Annotated in this window: 10 protein-coding genes; 5 read left to right on the top strand and 5 right to left on the bottom strand. The window is 70.8% G+C overall.

Going from position 1 to position 19,913, the window contains the following annotated elements:
- Window positions 1-359: 359 nt before the first annotated feature.
- The 3 genes from V2J18_RS02870 to V2J18_RS02860 form a co-directional block, all read right to left on the bottom strand.
- Window positions 360-3,521 (bottom strand): autotransporter domain-containing protein, encoded by a 3,162-nt coding sequence (locus V2J18_RS02870; protein WP_336130906.1) that lies wholly within the window; start codon window positions 3,519-3,521, stop codon window positions 360-362.
- A gap of 268 nt (window positions 3,522-3,789) precedes the next feature.
- Complete coding sequence (locus V2J18_RS02865) at window positions 3,790-4,449, bottom strand: response regulator (protein WP_064746757.1); 660 nt, start codon at window positions 4,447-4,449, stop codon at window positions 3,790-3,792.
- A gap of 37 nt (window positions 4,450-4,486) precedes the next feature.
- On the bottom strand, window positions 4,487-5,944 hold the full coding sequence (locus tag V2J18_RS02860) for a sensor histidine kinase (protein WP_336130905.1): 1,458 nt from the start codon (window positions 5,942-5,944) through the stop codon (window positions 4,487-4,489).
- Between the two features lie 132 nt (window positions 5,945-6,076).
- Between V2J18_RS02860 and V2J18_RS02855 the strand changes: the two genes are divergently transcribed.
- The 5 genes from V2J18_RS02855 (at window position 6,077) to V2J18_RS02835 (ending at window position 12,429) form a co-directional block, all read left to right on the top strand.
- Window positions 6,077-7,282 carry a DUF418 domain-containing protein gene (locus tag V2J18_RS02855; protein WP_336130904.1) on the top strand — a complete coding sequence of 402 codons (1,206 nt, stop codon included), beginning with the start codon at window positions 6,077-6,079 and terminating at the stop codon, window positions 7,280-7,282.
- A 196-nt stretch (window positions 7,283-7,478) separates the two neighbouring features.
- Entirely contained in the window at window positions 7,479-8,744 is a 1,266-nt protein-coding gene (locus V2J18_RS02850) for an HlyD family secretion protein (protein WP_064746356.1), read from the top strand.
- Window positions 8,741-10,894 carry a peptidase domain-containing ABC transporter gene (locus tag V2J18_RS02845; protein WP_075574949.1) on the top strand — a complete coding sequence of 718 codons (2,154 nt, stop codon included), beginning with the start codon at window positions 8,741-8,743 and terminating at the stop codon, window positions 10,892-10,894. Before V2J18_RS02850 ends, V2J18_RS02845 begins: the two co-directional genes overlap by 4 nt.
- A gap of 78 nt (window positions 10,895-10,972) precedes the next feature.
- Window positions 10,973-11,149 carry a hypothetical protein gene (locus V2J18_RS02840; RefSeq protein ID WP_186442497.1) on the top strand — a complete coding sequence of 59 codons (177 nt, stop codon included), beginning with the start codon at window positions 10,973-10,975 and terminating at the stop codon, window positions 11,147-11,149.
- A 158-nt stretch (window positions 11,150-11,307) separates the two neighbouring features.
- Window positions 11,308-12,429, top strand: a complete 1,122-nt coding sequence (locus V2J18_RS02835; protein ID WP_336130901.1) for an MvdC/MvdD family ATP grasp protein — start codon at window positions 11,308-11,310, stop codon at window positions 12,427-12,429.
- A 105-nt stretch (window positions 12,430-12,534) separates the two neighbouring features.
- Here V2J18_RS02835 and V2J18_RS02830 read toward each other — a convergent pair whose 3' ends face one another.
- Both V2J18_RS02830 and V2J18_RS02825 read right to left on the bottom strand, forming a co-directional pair.
- A complete protein-coding gene (locus tag V2J18_RS02830; RefSeq protein ID WP_336130900.1) occupies window positions 12,535-12,939 on the bottom strand; it encodes a DUF3224 domain-containing protein in 405 nt (134 codons plus the stop codon).
- A gap of 275 nt (window positions 12,940-13,214) precedes the next feature.
- On the bottom strand, window positions 13,215-19,628 hold the full coding sequence (locus tag V2J18_RS02825) for an autotransporter domain-containing protein (protein WP_336130899.1): 6,414 nt from the start codon (window positions 19,626-19,628) through the stop codon (window positions 13,215-13,217).
- Between the last annotated feature and the right edge of the window lie 285 nt (window positions 19,629-19,913).

Here is a 19,913-nt window from a genome sequence, read left to right as displayed (position 1 = left end):
GGCGCGCGCTGGACGGCTTCGAAGCAGGCAAAGTCGAATCTTCCGCCGCTTTTTCAAAGGAGGGAACAGCCGCCGCCGATAAGCCGCTGGGGCGCGCGGAACGTCATGGGCCGTCTCCCCCCTTTCTTGGAAAGGGAAGGCAATCGCCGACGCGCAATGGGGAACGCGGCGAACGCCACCAGCCCCACTTACAGAAGGAGGGCTTGGGGGATTTGCTCTGGCTTTGGCCTTACGTCGCCCCGACCTCGCCCCCCCAAAACGAAACGCACCGACCCGAGGGCCGGTGCGTTTGGTCCCGATATCGATTGCGTGAGCCGGCAGGGAGGGAGCGGGCGAACCCGCCCCCTGCGTACCTCGCCTCAGAAGCGCAACGAGTAGCGCGCGTTGATGCCGTGATCGCGCGCCTCGTCGGCGAACTGGCCGGCGTAGTGCAGCTCGAGCAGGCTGTTGGCGCTCAGGCGCGCGGCGACGCCGGTCTCGACCAGGGTCGCGTTGTCGGCCAGCGGGGCGCCGTGGATGCGGAACGCCTCGCCGCCGCGCCAGGCCACGTCGACCTCCGGACGCAGGTCGCCGCTGGCGTGGCGACGGCCGATGCCGCCGCGCAGGCTCAGCCAGCTGTCCTCCTGCTGCGACCCCTTGAGGTTGACGTTGAAGCGCACGCCCAGCGTCGACAGGTTGACCCGGCTTTCCGCGCTGCGGCCGCTCAGCGCCGCCGCCCCGCCCTCTTCCTGGAAGCGGTCGCTGTCGACCCGCACCTGGGCGAACTGGGCGTAGGGCTCGAACTCCCATGCGCCGCGCGTCAGGCGGTAGCCGCCTTCGACGAAGGCCTGCCGGCTGTCGGCGTCGTACGAGGCGCGGGTGCGGTCGACGAAGCCGTTGAAGCCGATGCGGCGGTCCAGATCGATGTCGTGGCGGGCGAAGCCGAGGCCGGCGCTGAGGCCGAACGCGCCCCAGTTCTGGCCCGCGTACAGGCCCAGGTGACGGGTGTCGACACGGCCCTTGTCGTTGCGGCCCGAATCGCTGTCGGTGCGGCCGCTGCCGGCGAGCACGCCGATGCGCCAGCCGCCGTCGAAGCGGTAGTCGTAGCCGACCAGGGTCGCCGAACCATTGTACTCGTTGCGCGCGGCATTGCCGTCGCCGTCGAGGGTACCGCCGAACTTCAGCAATTCGACCCAGGCGCCCTGCGCACCGCCTTCGGCGTTGTCGGCGGCGAACGCGCCGCGACCGGCGCGGGCGCGGTTCAGCGCCGCATCGCGCACATGGCGGCCGTCGTCGACCAGGATCGAACGCAAGCTGGCGTGGCTTTCGCCGCTGAGCGAGTCCAGGGCGACCAGCGCCTGCGCCGGGAACAGCTGAGTCAGCGGCTGCGGAATGCCCTGCCCGACCGCGAGGCGATCGGCGGCGGCCGCGGCCGCACGCTGGTTCTCGGTCTGCGCTGCGGTCGCGAGCGAAGCGCCGCGGGTCACGTCGACCGACACCGCGTTGGCGGCGTAGCTGAGCCCGAACTTCAGGAACGGCGAGAACGCGGTCTGATCGACCGAAGCGAACTGGCCGCTGACGCCGCCGGCCGCATTGAGGATGTTGAAGTTCTGGCCGAGCAGGTACTGGCCCGGCGCATGCAGCACGATCAGCTTGCCGTCGAGGCTGGCGCGGCCGGTCACGTCGAGACGGTCGGACTGGCCGCCGGCCGAGAGCTCGGCGACGTAGCTGCCGCCGGCGCCCTGCACGTAGTTGCCCTGCACGGTCAGAGTGCCGATCGAATTGCCCGGCGACAGCGCGCCGTCGACGCGCACGTTGCCGACGATGCGGCCGCTGCCGCCGAGGCCGCCCTTGGCCAGCACCGGCAGTTCGGCCGTGGTCAGGCTGCCGTTGACCACCAGGGTGCCGCTCTCGACCTGGGCCGCGTAGGTGTTGGCGCCGGTCAGTTCGAGCACGCCCTGCTTGACGTTGAGGCCGCCGAAGCTGTTGTTGCCGCTGAGGCGCAGCCAGCCGATGCCGGACTTGGTCAGCTTGCCGCTGCCGCCGATGTCGTTGCGCCAATCGTCCCAGGCCTTGCCTTCCCAGACCTTGGCGCCGCCGCCCGGGCGGTCCATCACCACGTCGGTGTCGACGCGCAACTGGCCCGGACCGTCGATGGCTTTCTTCAGATTGACCAGGCCCCAGCCGTAGACATCGTCGATGCCGGGCGCGCCGAGGTCGGTGGCGGTGGTCAGCAGCACGTCGCGCACCTGGGTGTTGGCCAGGTAGGGGAAGCGCTCCATCAGCAGGCCCAGGGAACCGACCACGTGCGGGGTCGCCATCGAGGTGCCGCTGAGATTGCCGTATTCGTGGGTCGGGGTGCCGGCGGTGACGTTGAACGAAATCGTGCCGTCCGGATTGCGCACCAGGCCGCCGGCGAGGGAGTCGTCGCCGCCGAGCACGGTGGAGTTGATGACCGAGCCCGGCGCGGCCACGCACCAGTTCGCCGCCTGCGCGCAGCGCATCGACGAGGCGCTCAGCACCAGGTCCTTGTTGACGTTGACCACGGTCAGCCAGTACGGCTCCAGCTCGGGCCGGCCGCGCGGGAGGCTGGCGTAAAGGCCGGCCTGCGGCGCGGTCTGCGGGGTCACGCCGGCGACGCCATGGTTGCCGGCCGCCCACACCTGCAGCATGCCTTTGTCCAGCGAGCCGCGGGCGAAGACGTCGAAGTAGGAGGCGTTGTCGGGATCGAACAGATAGCCGTCGAGCTGGGCCAGGGTGTTCGGCTCGGTGGCCAGGCCCCAGCTGTGGTTCAGCGCGCGCACGCCCTGATCGTTCATGTCGCGGTACATGCCGGCGACGGTGTCGTCCTCCGGGCCTACCCGGGTCAGGCTGACCACGCTGTAACCGGTCGCGGTGCGCTGCCATTCGCGCGCGCTGTTGAACGACCACTTGGCGGCGGTCAGGTCGGCGCCGAACGCGACGCCGTGCATGCCCTTGCCGTCGCGATTGGCGGCGATGGTGCCGCCGACGTGGGTGCCGTGGGTGTTGAACTCCCAACCCGGCTGCACATAGGGGCCGGCCATGATGATGTCGCGGATCTGCTGCGGCACGTTGGCGTTGAAGCCGACGTAGGTGATCTGGGCCTGGTCGCCGCGCGAGGTGAAGCAGGCGTTGGGTCCCGTGACCAGGCTGGTGTTGGTGCACAGGCTGCCGTCGGCGAGACGGTCCGCCATCAGCACCGCACGGTGATCCTTGCCGGCGAACTCGGGATGGGCGAAGACCGTGCCGCTGTCGTACACGCCCAAGCGGATGCCCTTGCCGGTCAGGCCACGCGCATATGCGTACTGGGCGTTGATCGCCGCCAGGCCCCAGTCGGCCTCGAATTCGGCGCTGCGCCAGCTATCGGGATTGCCGATCTGGCCCATCGCGCTCTGCGCGGCGGCCGGTGCGGCGGCGGCCAGCAGGCCGCCGACGATGGCGAGGGACAGCAGCGAGCGCGGATGCGCGCCGCGCGAGGAGCGCCCGTCCGTGGCGCGGGTATTGCGAATATCGCCTTGCATCTTGCAGTGATCTCCTATCGTGTCGAATGGGCGTCGCCGGGCGGCGCCCGCTGTCGTACCGGCGCGCAAGCGCCTCGTCCTGGTAGTCGGTATCGGCGCGTCCGGCGCGCCGCTCCGTTCGAAGTCGCGCAGGGCGACCGGCATCTCCACTAACGTGCAGATGCGCTCATCACCCTACCGTCACATGACCGCGGAGCGCACATGACTTTCGTCACCCACGCGACGGTCGCGCCCGCTTCGCGCGGGCGCGCGGGCTGAGTTCCGGCGCTCAGTCGCCGTCGTACTCGGCGTGCATCAGCCCGCGCCGCCAGGCGAACGCCACCGCTTCGGTGCGATCGGCCAGGTGCAGCTTGGCCAGCACGTTGCCCAGATGCGACTTCACCGTCTTCTCGCCGATGTTGAGCGCGGCGGCGATGCGCGCGTTGCTGCCGCCCTCGGCCAGCTTGCGCAGCACGTCCAGTTCGCGCTCGGTCAGGCAGGCGAACGGATCTTCGCGCGGCTCGCGCTTGCGCCGCACCGCCTTGAGAATGCGCTGGGCGACGAAAGGATGGATCACCGCCTCGCCGGCGGCGATCCGGCGCAGGGTCGCCAGCAGCTCGTCGCCGAGCATGCTCTTGAACAACAGCGATTGGGCGCCGGCCTCGATCGCGGCGAAGGCCAGGTCGTCCTGATCGGTCGAGGTCAGCACCGCGATCGCGCTGCGCGGGCTCAACACCTTGATCGCGCGGATCGCCTCGACCCCGTCCACATCGGGCATCATCAAGTCGATGACGATCAGATCCGGCGCCAACTCGCGCGCCAGCTCGATCGCCTCGGCGCCGCCGCCGGCCTCGCCGATCACCTCGAAATCGTCGGTGAGCGTCAACAGGCTGCCGATGCCCTTGCGCACCACCTCGTGATCGTCGACCAACAATACGGTCGTGCTCATGCCGGAACTCCTTGCGTATCCAGGTTGAAGGACACGGTCACCACCGTGCCGCTGGAAGAACTGGCCAGGCGGAAACGCCCGCCCGGCAGGCCGCGCGCGCGCAGGCGCATGTTGGCCAAACCCATGCCGCGGTCGTGCTCGTCGGCGACGAAGCCGCAGCCGTCGTCCTGCACGGTCCAGCCGTAGCGCGAACCGGCGCGGTTGAGCACGATCTCGATCCGGCGCGCGCGCTGTGGCGCAGGCTGTTGGACACCGCCTCGGTGGCGATCAGCAGCAATTGTCCGGCGTACTGCGGCCAACCGGCCAGGCCGCGCTCGGCCTCGGCGTCCAGCAACAGCCGCCATTCGATCTCGCTGCCGGCAAGCAGGTGCTCGCAGGTGTCCTCCAGGGCCTTGCGCAGGCCCTGCTCGGCCACCGTCGGCGCGGAGAAACGCTGGATCACATCGGCCAGGTCGCGCTGCAGCTGCCCGGTCAAGCCCAGAGCGGCCTTGATCAAGGTGTCCTGGCGCGGGTCGCGCTCGCCGTCGCGGCCGGCCAGGTGATCCAGCACGCTCAGCTGCAGGCCGAGGGCGAAGCTGCGTTGCTTGGCGGTGTCGTGCAGGTCGCGCGCCAGGCGATTGCGCTCCTCGGACACCGCCAGCGCCTGGCGCACCTGGATCAGTTCGCCGAGCGCGTCGGCCATGCGGTCGAAGCGTTGCGACAACCGGCCGAACTCGTCGCGGCCCGGGTCTTCGATGCGCGCATCGAGCTGGCCCGCGGCCCAGGCGTCGGCGGCCCGTTCGGCGTGGCGGAAGCGACGGGTCAGCAAGGTCGCCACCGCGACCGCGGACATCGCGCTGATCACCGCCAGATACAGGGCGATGCCTTCGAAGTCGCCCGAGTCCATGCGGATGAAACTGGCCAAGGAACCGCCGACGTGCTGGCCGACGGTGAGGGTCGCGGCGGCGTCCATGCCCACCGGCACGGCCACCGCGGTGATCCAGTCGCCCTGGCGGTCGTGCCGGCGCGGGACGGACTCGCGGGTCGCCACCGCGTCGCGCTCGACCTCGTTCAAGGCCTGCGCCAGCGGCGGATCGACCTGGGCCGGAAACGCGCAGCGGCGGCCGTTGCGGTCGCGATAGCGGATCGCGATGCGGCCGTCGTGAGTGCCGCCGGCGAAACTGTAGAACGCCATCCACTCCGGCGTATCCATGCCGACGATGCGCACCAACAGCGCTTGCAGCACCGCTTCGCATTGCTCGTCGGACATCGCCCCGGTGGCCGGAACCGAGCCGAAGCGCTGCAGTTCGCGCCGCATCGCGCCCTCCAGCGCCGGCGGCGCCATGTCCCGGCGCAGTTCGGCACGGGCCAGGTACAGACCGAAGCCCGACAGCAGCGCGGTGCTGATCCACGAGGCGACCAGCATCCACAGCAGGCATTTCCAGAACAGTCCGCTCCACCAGCCGCGCGCCGGCGTGCGGACGGCCGGCGGCGGGGGTGCGGCGGTTTCGCTCATGCGTTCAGTATTTCAGGTTCCGCGCCCGGCGAATCCGCCAAACGTCCCGGGTCGGCACCGGCCCGGGCCCGATGTGCGCCGGCGGCCACGACGCGCACGATCGCCGCCGTCCTCTCCTGCTGCGACGCCGCCATGCCCTCCCCCGCTTCCGCCGATCCGACCCGCATCGAACGTCTCGACGCGCTGCGCGGTTTCGCCCTGTTCGGCATCCTGATCGTCAACCTCGGCGCCTTCGCCTCGCCCTATTACGGCCTGGGCCTGGCCGATCCGGCGTTCGACGGCGCCCTGGATCGCGCCGTGCGCTGGCTGATCGCGGCCGGGTTCGAACTCAAGTTCTACCTGCTGTTCTCGTTCCTGTTCGGCTACAGCTTCACTCTGCAGATGGACTCGGCGCAGCGCGCCGGCCAGCCCTTCGTGCCGCGCATGCTGCGGCGACTGCTCGGGCTGTGGCTGATCGGCCTGGCGCATGCGCTGCTGCTGTTCCACGGCGACATCCTCACCACTTATGCGGTACTGGGCCTGGCGTTGCTGGGCCTGCGGCGCATGGCGGAAGCCCGGGCACTGCCTATCGCCGGCCTGCTGGTGCTGCTGACCGCAGCCGGTTGGGCGACCCTGGCTGCGCTCGCGGCGTGGGAGGGCGCCGGCACCGACCCGGCGGCCGCCGCAGCGGCGGCGCAGGCCAATCTGGCCGGCTTCACCGGCGCTCCGGCCACGGTGATCGCCCAGCGCAGCCGCGAACTCGCCTCGACCGGCGTTCTGCTCGGCCTGCTGCAGGCGCCCTGCGCCTTGGCGATGTTCCTGTGCGGGCGAGTCGCGGGACGCCGCCAGCTGCTGGCCCGCCCCGACCGATACCGGCGTTTGCTGCGGCGGATGCGTGCGCTGGGCCTGCGCTACGGCCTGCCGGCTGCGGCGCTGTACGCCGGCATTGCGGTCTGGCAGCCGGGCGGAGCGCTGGAACTGTTCGCGCTGGCCTTGTGCGTGCTCACCGCGCCGCTGTTGAGCGCGGCCTATCTGGCCTGGGCCGTGGCCGCCTTCGCCACCCGCGGCGGCGCGCGCGCCGCGGCCCTGCTGGCCCCGGCCGGACGCATGGCGCTGTCCAATTACCTGTTGCAATCGCTGGTGTGCGCGCTGGTGTTCAGCGGTTACGGACTGGGCCTGATGGGGCGCGTCTCGCCGCTGGGCGGGGCGATCTTCGCCATCGCCTTGTTCGGCGCGCAGCTGCGCTTCAGCCGCTGGTGGCTGCAACGCCGCGCCTACGGCCCGGTGGAATGGTTGCTGCGCGCGATCACCCTGGGCGCCTGGCCGCGGCGACGCGGCCCGGCCTACGAGCCGCACTGACGCGCTGCGATGAACCGGCGCCGGCGCGGCTGTAAAACCGTGACCGTCATCGTGCCGCGGCTCTGGCGGCGCCGCCGCGCCATGTCCCACACTCAGCGCCCGGCCCTTCGCGGCAGGAGACACGCAACCGCTCGTGATCGTCCGTTTACCCGCTCTCGCCCGCGTCGCCGCGCTGCCGCCCTCGGACTGAACCGGCATGCACGAAGACTTGTTCCGCGCCGAAGCGCTGGATGCGCGCCGGCAACGCTGGCTCGGCCGGATCGGCTTGCCGGTGTCGCGCCTGGGCACGGCGATGGCCGCTCTGGCGGCGGCCCTGCTGCTGAGCCTGGTGGCGCTGTTCGGCTTCGGCCGCTACACCCGCACCGAGCGCGCCGAAGGCGTGCTCGTGCCCCGCGACGGCTTGCTCGCCGTGACCTCGCCCGCCACCGGCACCCTGCTGCGGGCCGCGGTCGCCGAAGGCCAATCGGTGCGCCGCGGCGAAACGTTGCTGGAGATTTCCACCGAACTCGACAGCCCGGCGTTGCGCGCGGGCATCGGCGCGGCGGTCGGTGCCGGGCTGGCCGAACAACGCACCCGCCTGCTCGCCGATCGCGATGCGCTGGAGCGCGATCGCGGCACCGAGCAAGCCAATCTCGATCAGCGCCTGGCCGCGTCGGCGCAGCGCATCGAATTGGCGCAGGCCCAGCTCGCCCTGCGCCGCGAACAGGCCGCGCAAGCGCAACGTCTGGCCAAGCAAGTCGCGCCGCTGCGCGGCGACAAACTGCTCAGCGACGTGCAATGGCAGCAGTACCGCGACACCCTGGCCGAGGCGCAAGCGCGGGTGCAGGCCGCACAACGCGAGCACCTGGACGCCCTACGCGAACGCGCCGACGCGCAGGCCGAACGACAGCGCCTGCCGCTGCGACTGAGCGAACGGCGCAACCGGATCGAACGCGAGCTGGCCGACGTCGCCCAGGACGACGCCCGCAACGAAGGCCGACGCCGGCTCGCGGTGCTGGCGCCGCGCGACGGCCGCGTCTCCGGCCTGGCCCTGGTCGAAGGCCAAACGGTCGCGCCCGGTCAACGCCTGCTGAACCTGTTGCCGCCGCAGGCGCCGTTGCTGGCCGAGCTGTGGGTACCGGACCGGGCGATCGGCCTGATCGCGCCCGGCACCGCGGTGCGCCTGCGCTACCGCGCGTTTCCTTACCAGCGTTACGGCGTGCACGGCGGACGCGTGGTGGAAATCGCGCGCGGCGCGCTGTCGCCGGAGGAAGTCCGCGCGCGCAGCGGGCTGCGCATCGAAGCGCCGGCCTGGCGGGTGCTGGTCGCGCTGGATCGGCAACGGATCGGCCGGCACGCGCTGCAGGCGCAGATGCGGGTCGACGCCGAACTGGTGCTGGAACGCCGGCGCTTGTACGAGTTCGTATTCGCGCCGCTGGCGACGGCGGCGGCCCGCGATGCGTTCGCGGAGCCGCAGCCATGAGCGCGCGCGCCTTGCCGGTGATCCAGCAGAACGAGCTGGCCGAATGCGGTCTGGCCTGTCTGGCGATGATCGCGATCCACCACGGCCACGACCTCGATCTGGCCAGCCTGCGCCGGCGCTTTCCGGTGTCGCCGCGCGGCGCCACCTTGGCCCGGCTGATCAAGACCGCCGGCGCGCTGGGCCTCGACAGCCGGCCGCTGCGGGCCGAGATCGAGCACCTGTCCGGCCTGCGCCTGCCCTGCATCCTGCATTGGGACCTCAATCATTTCGTCGTGCTCAAGCGCATCGTGGGCGACCGGGTCGAACTGCACGATCCGGCGATCGGCGCCAGGACGCTGTCGCTGGCCGAGTTCGGCCGCCATTACACCGGCATCGCCCTGGAGCTGAGCCCGCGCGCCGATTTCGCGCCGATGCGCGAGCGCCGCCGGCTGAGCCTGTCGGCGCTGGCCGGCCGCGTCGACGGCCTACGCCGCGCCGGCGCACAGGTGCTGGTCCTGGCCCTGTGCCTGGAAGCCTTCACCCTGCTGTTGCCGCTGGCGATGCAGTGGGTGCTGGACCGGGTCCTGGTCGCCGCCGACGTCGACTTGCTGCACCTGCTCGGCGCCGGTTTCCTGACCGTGGTCGTGTTCCAGTCGGCGCTGACCGCCATGCGCGGCTGGTTGATCGCCGACCTCGGCGCGGCGCTGAATTCGCAATGGCTGGCGAACCTGTTCGGCCACCTGCTGCGCCTGCCGCTGGATTTCTTCGAGAAGCGCCACGTCGGCGGAGTCATGTCGCGCTTCGTCTCGGTGCAGGCGATCCAGCAGACCCTGACGGGCAGCTTCGTCGAAAGCCTGCTCGACGGCCTGACCGTGGCCCTGGTGCTGGCCCTGCTGCTGTTCTACAGCCCGCCGCTGACCGCGCTGGTGCTGGCCGCGTTCGCGCTCTACGCCGCCCTGCGCTGGCTGGCGTTCCGGCGCCTGCGGCGGCTCAAGGAAGAGCAGCTGATCCAGGTCGCGCAGCAGCAGAGCCTGCTGATCGAGTCGATCCAGGGCGTGCAGACCATCAAGCTCGGCAACCAGCAGGAAGAACGCCGCGCGCGCATCGCCAACGCGGCGGTCGAGGTCGCCCGGCGCGAAGCCGCGATCGGCCGCACCAACGCCGCCTTCGGCGCGCTCTCCAAGCTGGTGTTCGGCGCCCAGCGCGTACTGCTGATCTGGGTCTGCGCCTGGCTGACCCTGCAGGGCCGCTTCAGCGCCGGCATGATGGTGGTGTTCGTCGCCTACGCCGACTTGTTCGCGACCCGCACCGGCAGCCTGATCGACAAGCTGGTCGACCTGCGCCTGCTGGGCCTGCACGGCCAGCGCATCGCCGACATCGCCCTGGAACCGCCGGAGCCGCAGGTGCATACCGACTACGCCGGGCCGGCGCCGGCGCCGCGGATCGAAGTGCGCGGCGTCAGCTTCCGCTACGCCGACGACGAACCCTGGATCCTGCGCGACTGCAGTTTCACCATCGAAGACGGCGAATCGGTCGCCATCGTCGGCCCCTCCGGCTGCGGCAAGACCACCCTGGCCAAGCTGATCCTCGGGCTGCTGCGGCCCAGCGCCGGCACCATCCTGATCGGAGGCGTCGACATCCACCGCTACGGCCTGGCGGCCTACCGCGACCGCTTCGGCGCGGTGATGCAGGAAGACGTGCTGTTCGCCGGCTCGATCGGCGAGAACATCGCCGGCTTCGACAGCGCCGCCGAGCCGCAGCGGATCGAAGCCGCCGCCCGCGCCGCGCGCATCCACGACGACATCGCGGCGATGGCGATGGGCTACGAGTCGCTGGTCGGCGACCTGGGCTCGTCGCTGTCGGGCGGACAGAAGCAGCGCGTGCTGCTGGCTCGCGCGCTTTACCGCCAGCCCTCGATCCTGCTGCTCGACGAAGCCACCAGCCACCTCGACGTCGGCCGCGAACACGAGATCAATCGCGAGATCGCCGCGTTGCGCATCACCCGCATCGTCATCGCCCACCGTCCCGACACCATCCGCAGCGCCGACCGCGTGGTGTCGCTGCGCGACGGCGGATGCGAACAATTTGAAACATCTCTTTACACCTTGCCGAACCTGTCGCGTATTCAGGGTGAAACTGCGATCACGATTAGCAAACCGCGTGTTTCATAGTTGCTAGGATCGATGCCCACGCCGATGCCGGGACGGCGTTTCATCTTCCTGGCAATCAACGATTCAGGAGAACGCTGCATGAGCAAGCAAGACGTGAATCGCAACAACGAAACCGTGCGCCCGCTGGCTCGCGTCGCCGCGCGCGAACTGTCGCTGGAAGAGATCGCCGCCATCTCGGGCGGCAAGGGCGACACCACCCACGCCACCGGCCCGAACGGCGACGACCCGGGCGATCCGGACGACGGCGCGGTCTGAGCGCATCGTCCCAACCGATGAAACACGCATGACCCACGCTGCGGCGGACTCGCGTGCGAGCGACGCGCGCGGAAACCTCAGCGCCCCGTCATGACGCCGCACGCCCCGCTGGTCGGGGCGTGCGTTTTTTCGAAATCGATCTTTCCGTCTCCACGCCGATGACCGCTTTTCGCACGCCGCTGATTCTTTCCTCGCTGGCCCACGACATCCACGCCTCAGCCGCGCGCTGGGCGCTGCGCGCCAGCGGCCTCGACGCGCTCTGGGCCGGCTCGCTGGCCGAGCCCGAGCTCGGTCCGATGTCGCTGCACTGCGACCCCGATCTCGGCCTGCGCAGCAGCGGCGCGCTCGATCACGAGCGCATCGGCGCGACCTGGTATCGGCGCCCGCGCAATCCCGAACACTTCCCGCGCGCCCATCGCAGCGACGAGCCGTTCCTGCGCGGCGAATGGGGACGCTTTCTCAAAAACCTCTACGCCCTGACCGATACCGGCGCCGATCGGCTGTGGATCAACCGTCCGACTTGCGCGGCCATGGCCGAGAACAAGCTGGTGCAATTGCGCGCCGCACATCGCTGCGGCTTGCGCTTTCCGGCCACGCTGGCGTCGCACGATCCCGACGAGATCCGCCGCTTCGTCGCGCGCCATGGCCGGGTGGTGTACAAGCCGTTCATGACCCATACCTGGCAGGACGCCGAAAGCGGGCGCATGTTCAGCACTTACGCGCGCATCGTCGAGGCGGCCATGCTCGACGACGACCAGAGTTTGCTGCATTGCCCCGGCATCTATCAGGTCTACGTCGAAAAACGCTGCGACCTGCGCGTGACCGCGATCGGCGACCGCTATTTCGCCGCACGCCTGCATTCCTCCCAGGACGACGGCGTGGTCGACTGGCGCGCACGCCAGGCGGTCGGCGGCCTGCGCGCCGAACCCGGCGACTTGTCCGCCGCCGATCAGGCCAAACTGGCCGCGTTGATGCGCGAGTTGGGCCTGGTGTTCGGTTGCATCGACCTGGCGATCGACGCCGACGGCGAGGCGCATTTCCTCGAAGTCAACCAGGCCGGCCAGTTCCTGTTCGTCGAAGACCTGCTGCCCTCGCTGCCGCTGTTGCGCGCGATGAGCGCGATGCTGGCCGAGGGGCGGCCGGACTATTCGCTGGCGACCATCGCGCCGGTGTCCTACGCCGCCTACTGCGCCAGCGATGAACACCGCGCCTGGTGGGCGCAGGCCAGCGAAACCCTGCAGAACCGCAATCCGGCCGCGGCCGGCATCAGCCTGGAGTAATCGTCCGTTCCCGCCTCAGCGGGCGCGATCCCCAGCGCCCTTTTCGGAGGACATAGCGCTCCGGGCGCGCGACGCGGCACAAGGGCTTCGCGCGACGCCTTTCAGTCAGGCGTCGTCCGGCAAGGCGTACTCGAAGCGATAGAAATGCGCCCCGCCCTCGCGCACGTCGATGCTCATGCGGCCGCTGAGACCGAGCAACGCGTCGGTGCCCGAGTCCGGCACCACCGTGATGCTGAGATCGGGCGTTCCGCGGTCCATCACTCCGCGATGCAGCAACAGAAAGCTGCCGCTGCGCCCGTCGAGAACGCCCTGGACTTTCTCCAGCGCGACATAGCCGGCCGAGCCCTGCACCGCGGTTCCGCCCGCCAGCATTTCGCCGCGACTGGCCGCGTCGAGCGGACCATGGAAGCGCTTGTCGATCGCCATGCGCCCGAACTGGCCTGTCGCCGCATCGTGCAACGGTTGCGGGCTGAGCCTGACCTCGAACGGGCCTTCGGCCGTGCGGTTCATGGGCGATCCGGTAGTGGCGGAAGCCTGCGCTCATGTCGCATGCGATGCGCGCCGGCGACACACGATGCCACGTCGCGCCGCCGCCGGCGAGCCCCTTGCATTGAACCGGCCATTGCCCGCGCACGATCCCGGTCGCAGAGCCCCCGCTCTCGCCAATCCCAATCCCCAATCCCCAATCTCCGACCCAGCCAAAAGCAAAGGCGACTACCGGCTCCGGTCCAGCGTACCGGAACCGGTAGCGCCACCCTCTCCGCCGCGGGTGCATCGACCCGGATTCAGTGGCTGCGGGCCGAAGCCTCGTCGCACCCGGCGGCAGACAGGGGCACCGCGCCCGACGGAGGGGCGGACGACGGTGTGCGTGCGGCGAGCCGCGCCGGCGCGCGGCGGGGCTTCGCCTTGCTCGATGTGCCGCGCGAGGCGACACGGTGGGTCTTGCTCAACGGCTTGGCGCTGCGGGGCTTGACCTTGGCGACCGGACGGCTCGCCGGCTTGGCGACGGGACGCGCCGGGCATGCGCCGCCGGGCGAGCGACTCGCCGGCGTCGCATCGGCGCTCGCCGGTGCCGCAGCCGTGGCCGCCCCGGTCGCGCCCGCGGCCGCAGCGGCGGCGTTCGCGCCGCGCGCACCGGCATGGCCCGGGGAGGAAACGTCGGCTTCGCTGGTGGGCGAAACCGGCGCTGTCGCGCGTGGCGCCGTTCTCTCCGCCGAGCGCACCGGTACAGAGGTCGAAGGCTCGGTCGCCGGCGCGAGCGCAGTCCCTGCGCTTGCTGCGGAGTCCGCGCTCGCCGCGCTCGCGACCGCCACCGGCGCCGGCCGTGCCGCCGCCATCGCCGGCGAGCCGCCCCAGCCCAGGCGCAGGCCAAGGTTGAGCGAGTGCGCGCGGTCGTCGCTGCCGATATCGCCGCGGTACTCGACGAAACCGCTGCCGAACCGGCTCAGGCGATAGTTCAGTCCGAGACCGACATTCCAGCGATTGCGCTCGGCGACGAAACCGCGCACGCCGAAGTCGGGCACGTTGGCGCCGGCAAAGGCGTTGCGCGCCAGCGGCGCGTCGTCCTGCAGATCGTGCAGGTAGCGCAGGTCCGCGGTCGGCTGCCAACGCCGCGCCTGCCCCGGGGCCATCGACAAGCGCACGCCGATGCCGGCGGTGGCGACATCGTAACTGGCCGCGGCGACTTCGAGGTTCGCGTCGCCGGCGCCGCGCTCGCGCAGCCGGATCGATTCGAACTTGTGGTAGTACACGCCCAGCAAGGGCTCGACCCGAACGCTGCCGCCGTCCCAGCGCCAACCCGCTTCGACCGCGGCATAGGCGCCGTCGCCGCTGAAATGCGCGTCGCTGCGCGCGTTGAAGGTGCCGACCGCGATCTCGCGCTCGGCATCGTAGCTGGCGTAGCTGTAGCCGACCGCGCCCTGGGTCCAGAAGCCGCCCGGCGCGTACAGCCAGTGGACGCCGACATTGAACTGATCGCCGTCGATGCGGTCGTCGCGGCGCTCGGTTTCCAACCTGGAATGCGCCAGGCCGATGTGGCCGCCGAAGCGGAACGCGTCGCCCGGCGAACCTTCCAGGCCGAACAGTACGCCGGCAAGACGGTTGTCGATCCCGGCCAGGCCGTCGCCGTCGAACTCGGCGCGGCCGCCGTAACCGGTGACCCACACGGTGCCGAGACTGCGTTCGTCCTCGATGCCGAAGTCGCGGATCAGGTCCAGTTGGCGCGTCACCCCCCGCTGCAGTTGCTCGGCGTTGTAGCGTTGCGCACTCGCCAGCGAGGCATAGGTCTCGCCGCTGAGGGTATCGAACGCACGCGGCGCCTGCGCCGCGCTGAGGCCGCGCGCGGCGGCGATCAGAGTCGGCAGTTGGCCGCTGTCGGCATCGGCGATCGCCTGCAACGCGTCGGCCACCGCCTGCTGGTTGTCGCTCAAGCCGGGGAACTGGTTGAAACGAATGCCCGTGCCGCCGGCGTCGTGCTCGCTCAGGCGCAGGAACACGTCGCTGCCGATCGTGACCAACGCCGCATCGAGGAAAGGCAAGGCGGTCTGGACCACGCCGGTGAAGGCGCCGCTGATCGCACCGGCGTCGACGATGCGGTAATCGGTGATCGGCGCATAGCTGCCAGGCTGCGGAATCGCCACCACCTGGCCGCCGCTCAAGCTCGCGGTGCCCGCGACGATCACGCTGTCGGTGGCGCCGGCGCCGTTCTGCCGCACCTGCAGCACGCCGCCCGGACTGAAGCTCAGGCTGGCGACGTTGAGTGACGCGCCGACCGAGGCGCTGCCGCCCGCCGCTCCGGTCGCTCCGGCCAGACCGGAAGGCGCCAGCGTGCCGCCGAGCGTCAGCGCGCCGGTCAGCGCGCCATCCCCAACGAGTGCGCCGCCGGCGAGCACGGCGGCGTTGCCGGTCAAGGTGCCGTCGAGCACCAGGTTGCCGGCGATGGAACTGTCGACGAAGTGGGCGGTGCTGGCCGCAGCCAGCACCAGGGTGCCGCCGCTGGCGACGTCGAGTTGTTCGAAGCCGCTCAGCGAGGCCGCGGGCAACGTGCCCTGGCCGCCGCCGACGGCGAAGGTGTCGCTGCCGGCGCCCGCGGCGACGCTGCCGGTCAGGCCGGACAACAACGCCAGGCTGCTGTAGTAGCGATCGTCGCCGCCGCCCAGGTCGACCGTGCCGGCGACCGCGCCGGTGGCGCTGAGCCGGTCGTTGCCGGCGCTGAAGCTGGCGCTGGTGCCGGCCGCGGAGGTGAAGCCGGCGACGATCGGATGGGCGACGGCGAGCGCGCCGCCCTGCAGCGACAGGCCGCCGCCGAATCCGACCAGGCTGCCGGACAGGGTCAGCGCGGCCGGGCCCGACTTGATCAGGGTACCGCTGCCGCTGATCGTACCGCTGAGATTGAGCGGATTGCTGCCGGTCACGTCGAGCGCAGTGCCGGCGGCCACGTCGACCGCATTGGCCACGTTCAAGCCCGCGACCGCGGCGCTGAGGCTGGCGTTGCCGCTCACCGCCAAGGTGCCGGTGCCGAGCGCGGCATTGCTGCCGATCGCCAGGGTGCCGGCGCTGAGGTTCACCCCGCCGCCGAAGGCGTTGGCGCCGCTCAGGATCAGGGTGCCGGTGCCCGAGTACGCCAGGCCGCCGGCGCCGCCGATGGTGCCGCTCAAACCCAGGTCGTTGCTGCCGGCGATCGCCAGTTCGGCTCCCGCGGCCAGGGTGATCGCATTGCCCAGGGTCACCCCGGCGGCGCTGGCGCTCAGACCGGCGTCGCCGCCGACCGCGAGCGTGCCGGTGCCGAGCGCGAGCGAATCGCCGACCGCCAGCGCGCCCGAGTTCAGGGCTACGCCACCGCCGAAGTTGTTCGCCGCGCTGAGGCTCAACGTGCCGGTGCCGTTCATCGCCAACGCGCCGGCGCCGCCGATCGTGCCGTCGAGGGCGAGGCCGTTGCTGCCGACGACGGCGAGCGTGGAGCCGGCGCCGAGGTTGACCGCGTTGGCCAGCTCGATGCCGGCGGTAGTCGCACTCAACTGCGCGCTGCCGCCGACGTTGAGGCTGCCGCTGCCGAGGGCCAGATCGTTGCCGACCGCGAGCATGCCGCCGCCGAGCGCGACGCCGCCGGCGAAGCCGTTGGCGCCGCTCAGGCTCAGGGTCGACGGTCCGTTGAAACTCAACCCGCCGCTGCCGCCGATCGCGCCGCTCAGGGTCAGATCGTTGCTACCGGCGATGCTCAGGCCGGCGTTAAGCACGATCGCATTGCCGACGTTCAACGGCGCCGACGCAGCCAGGGTCGAGGCGCCACTGACGGTCAGCGTTCCGCTGCCGAGCGAGCTCGACTGCGCCAGCGCCAAGGTGCCGGCCTGCAGGTCGACGCCGCCGGCGAACAGGTTGGCGCCGCCCAGCGACAAAGTGCCGCTGCCGCTCTTGATCAGGCCGCCATCGCCGGCGACGGTGCCGTTCAAGCTCAGGTCGGCGCTGCCGCCCAGGTTCAGCGCGGCGCCGCTGGCGAGGTTGACCGCATTGGTCAGGGTCAACGCGGCGCCGGTGCTGGCGAGCCCGGCGTTGCCGGCGACGTTGAGCGCGCCGGTGCCGAGCGAACTGTCGGTGCCGAGCAGCAGGTTGCCGCCGGACAGGGTCAGGCCGCCGCCGAAGTTGTTCGCCCCGCCCAGGGTCAGGCTGGCGCTGCCGGCGTAGGCCAGCGCGCCGGCGCCGCCGATCGGGCCGTTGAGCGCCAGCGCGTTGGCGCCGCCGATGGTCAACGTGGTGCCGCTGGCGAGATCGACCGTGTTGCCCAGCGCTACGCCGGGCACGCCGGCGCTGAGCCCGGCGTTGCCGAGCACGCTCAGCGTGCCGCTGCCGAGGGCGAGGTTGTTGCCGACCGACAGGTTGCCACTGGCCAGGTCGACGCCGCCGCCGAAGGTGTTGGGACCGTTGAGCGCGAGCGTACCGGTGCCGTTGTAGCTCAACCCGGCGCCGCCGGAGACCAGGCCGCCGAGGGCGATGTCGTTGCCGCCGCCGACCGCGAGGTCGGCGTTGAGCGCGACCGCATTGCCGAGATTGACACCGGCGCTGGCGCTGAGGCTGGACGCGCCGTTGACGGTCAGCGCGCCCAGGCCCAGCGAGGTGCCGGTGCCGACGCTCAAGCCGCCGCCGAGCAGGTTGACCCCGCCGGCGAAGCTGTTGGCGCCGCCCAGGCCCAGCGTCGCCGCACCGCTCTTGGTCAGGCCGCCGAGGCCGCCGATGGTGCCGTTGAGGCTGAGGTTGTTGCTGCCGAGCACGCTCAGTCCGGCGTTGAGGTTGAAGTTGTTGGTCAGACTGACCGCGGCATTCGCATCGAGGCTGCCGGCGCCGCTCACCGTGACCGCGCCGGTGCCGAGCGCGGTGTTGCTGCCGACCACCAGGGCGCCGCCGCCGAGATTGAATCCGCCGGAGAAATTGTTGCTGCCATTGAGGGTCAGCCCTGGCGCGCCGGCCAGGCTCATGCCGCCGGCGCCGCTGACGGTGCCGTTGAGGGTCAGCGCGCCGCCTCCGCCGCCGGCGCCGAAGTTGAGGGTGTTGTTGAGCACGATGTTGTTGCCCAGCGCCACTCCGGCCGCGCCGGTCAGGCTGCCGGCGCCGTTGACGGTCAGGTTGCCGATGCCGAGCGCGCCGCTGTTGCCGACATCGATCGAACCGGCCTGCAGCACGGTGCCGCCGCTGTAGTTGTTGCTGCCGGTCAGGGCCAGGTTGCCGCTGGCGAGGGTCAGGCTGCCGGCGCCGTTGACGTTGCCGCTCAGGGTCAAACTGCCGGCGCCGTTGAGGGTCAGCGCGCCGTTGAGCTGGACTTGGTTGGTCAGCGTCCCGGTGAAGGCGGTATTGAGCGCGGCCGGGCCGCCGACCAGGAACAGGCCGGTGCCGAGCGAACTGGCGTTGCCCAAGGTCAGGCCGCCGCCGTTGAGCGCCAGGCCGCCGCTGAAATTATTGCTGCCGGCCAGGGTCAGGGTGCCGGCGCCGTTCTTGATCAGGCCGCCGCCGCCGCTGACCGTGCCGCCCAGGGTCAGGCTGTTGCCGCCCTGCACGATCAGGCCGCCGGTGAGATTGACGCTCTGGCCGAGGGTCAGTCCGCCGACCGAGGCCTGGATCGCCCCGCCGTTGCCGGTCAGGGTGCCGGCACCGAACGACAGCGCGTCGTCGAAGATCGCCGTGCCGCCGTTGAGCGTCGCGCTGCCGCTGACCAGCGCGCCCTGCAGGCTCCAGGTGCCGCTGTTGACGGTCAGGTTTTCGAAGTTGAGGTATTGCAAGGCCGACGCCGTACCGCTGCCGCCGCTGCCCGAACCGGGCCCGGCGACGGTGTTCTGGAGCACCAGCGTGTCCAGGCCGCCGATGCCGGCGTCGACGGTGCCACCGGCGGCATAGGTCAGAAAGCTGACCGGCACCGAAGGGGTCGGAATGGTGACGCCCGGCAGCGGCACCAGGCCGCCGTTGATGCTGGAGCCGGTCACCGCGACGAAGGTGTCGTTGCTGAGCGTGGTGCCGAGCGAAACGCTGCCGTTGATGGTGCCGGCGTTGACGAAGACGTTGCCGCCGCTGGTGGGGCTGGAGAACGCCACCCGGCCGGTGATGGTGCCGGTGTTGGTGAAGTTGACGTTGCCGCCGCCGTAGACGCCGACCGCGATCGAGTTGATCGGATCGAACAGTCCCAGCGCGCTCATGCCGATGCTGCCGGTGTTGTTGATCGTGGTGACGCCGGTATTGGCGATCACCATCGCAGCGCCGGCCAGGCCGAAGGTACCGTCGAAGGTGCCTTCGATGCTGCCCTGATTGTTGACGATGACGTTGCCGCTGCCGGGCACGACCAGATTGCCGATCGCCAGCGCCCGCGCCAGCACCAGCGAGCCGGCGGCGTTGGCGTCGATGGCGCCGAGGTTGTTGAGCGTCAGGCCGTTGCCGCCGAAGGTCATCGCGGTGCCGCCCGGCAGCGTGCTCATGATCGCGCCGGCCTGCACGGTGACGTCCAGATTGTTGGCATTGCTCAGGAAGCTGTTCGGATTGGGCGGCAGCAGGATCGGCACGCCGGTGCAGCTGACCGTGGCGCCGTCGGTGGGCGCGGCCGGCGTACAGGCGGCCTGGGCCTGGCCGGACCACAGTTGCAGGGCGAGCAGCATCGGGATCGCCTGGACGATGCCGAGGCTCAACGGATGCGGGCGAAAGCGGGCTGGGGCGCGTGCGGGCATATCCATTCCTCCGTTTTCCGAGCGGACACGGACGGGACGGCCGAAGGACGAGGACCTTCGCGGGGGAAACGCCCCACCCATGTCAGCAAGTCGCCGGGATGCGCCCGGCCGGAACCGACAACGACGAAATCGAAGACGAAAGCGGATCGACTGCGGATCGACGACGGAGATTGCGTTGGCTGCTGCGGTTGCCTGTTGGACGTTTCGAATGCCGCGGCGATCGTGAAGGAGTGCCCACCTCGCGGCCGCGATCTCGCCGCAGTGTATTCGCCGCGCGCTCGCACG

Source organism: Lysobacter firmicutimachus, from assembly GCF_037027445.1.
Lineage (GTDB): Bacteria > Pseudomonadota > Gammaproteobacteria > Xanthomonadales > Xanthomonadaceae > Lysobacter > Lysobacter firmicutimachus.
The sequence above is the reverse complement of the archived record's forward strand: the minus strand, read 5'-3'. Positions and strand labels throughout refer to the sequence as shown.

What these genes read in the sequence shown, in the direction of transcription:
- V2J18_RS02840 (WP_186442497.1), top strand. Translation starts at nt 10,973, where the DNA reads ATGAGCAAGCAAGACGTGAATCGCAACAACGAAACCGTGCGCCCGCTG.
- V2J18_RS02830 (WP_336130900.1), bottom strand. Translation starts at nt 12,939, where the DNA reads ATGAACCGCACGGCCGAAGGCCCGTTCGAGGTCAGGCTCAGCCCGCAA.
- V2J18_RS02845 (WP_075574949.1), top strand. Translation starts at nt 8,741, where the DNA reads ATGAGCGCGCGCGCCTTGCCGGTGATCCAGCAGAACGAGCTGGCCGAA.
- V2J18_RS02835 (WP_336130901.1), top strand. Translation starts at nt 11,308, where the DNA reads ATGACCGCTTTTCGCACGCCGCTGATTCTTTCCTCGCTGGCCCACGAC.
- V2J18_RS02850 (WP_064746356.1), top strand. Translation starts at nt 7,479, where the DNA reads ATGCACGAAGACTTGTTCCGCGCCGAAGCGCTGGATGCGCGCCGGCAA.
- V2J18_RS02870 (WP_336130906.1), bottom strand. Translation starts at nt 3,521, where the DNA reads ATGCAAGGCGATATTCGCAATACCCGCGCCACGGACGGGCGCTCCTCG.
- V2J18_RS02865 (WP_064746757.1), bottom strand. Translation starts at nt 4,449, where the DNA reads ATGAGCACGACCGTATTGTTGGTCGACGATCACGAGGTGGTGCGCAAG.
- V2J18_RS02825 (WP_336130899.1), bottom strand. Translation starts at nt 19,628, where the DNA reads ATGCCCGCACGCGCCCCAGCCCGCTTTCGCCCGCATCCGTTGAGCCTC.
- V2J18_RS02855 (WP_336130904.1), top strand. Translation starts at nt 6,077, where the DNA reads ATGCCCTCCCCCGCTTCCGCCGATCCGACCCGCATCGAACGTCTCGAC.
- V2J18_RS02860 (WP_336130905.1), bottom strand. Translation starts at nt 5,944, where the DNA reads ATGAGCGAAACCGCCGCACCCCCGCCGCCGGCCGTCCGCACGCCGGCG.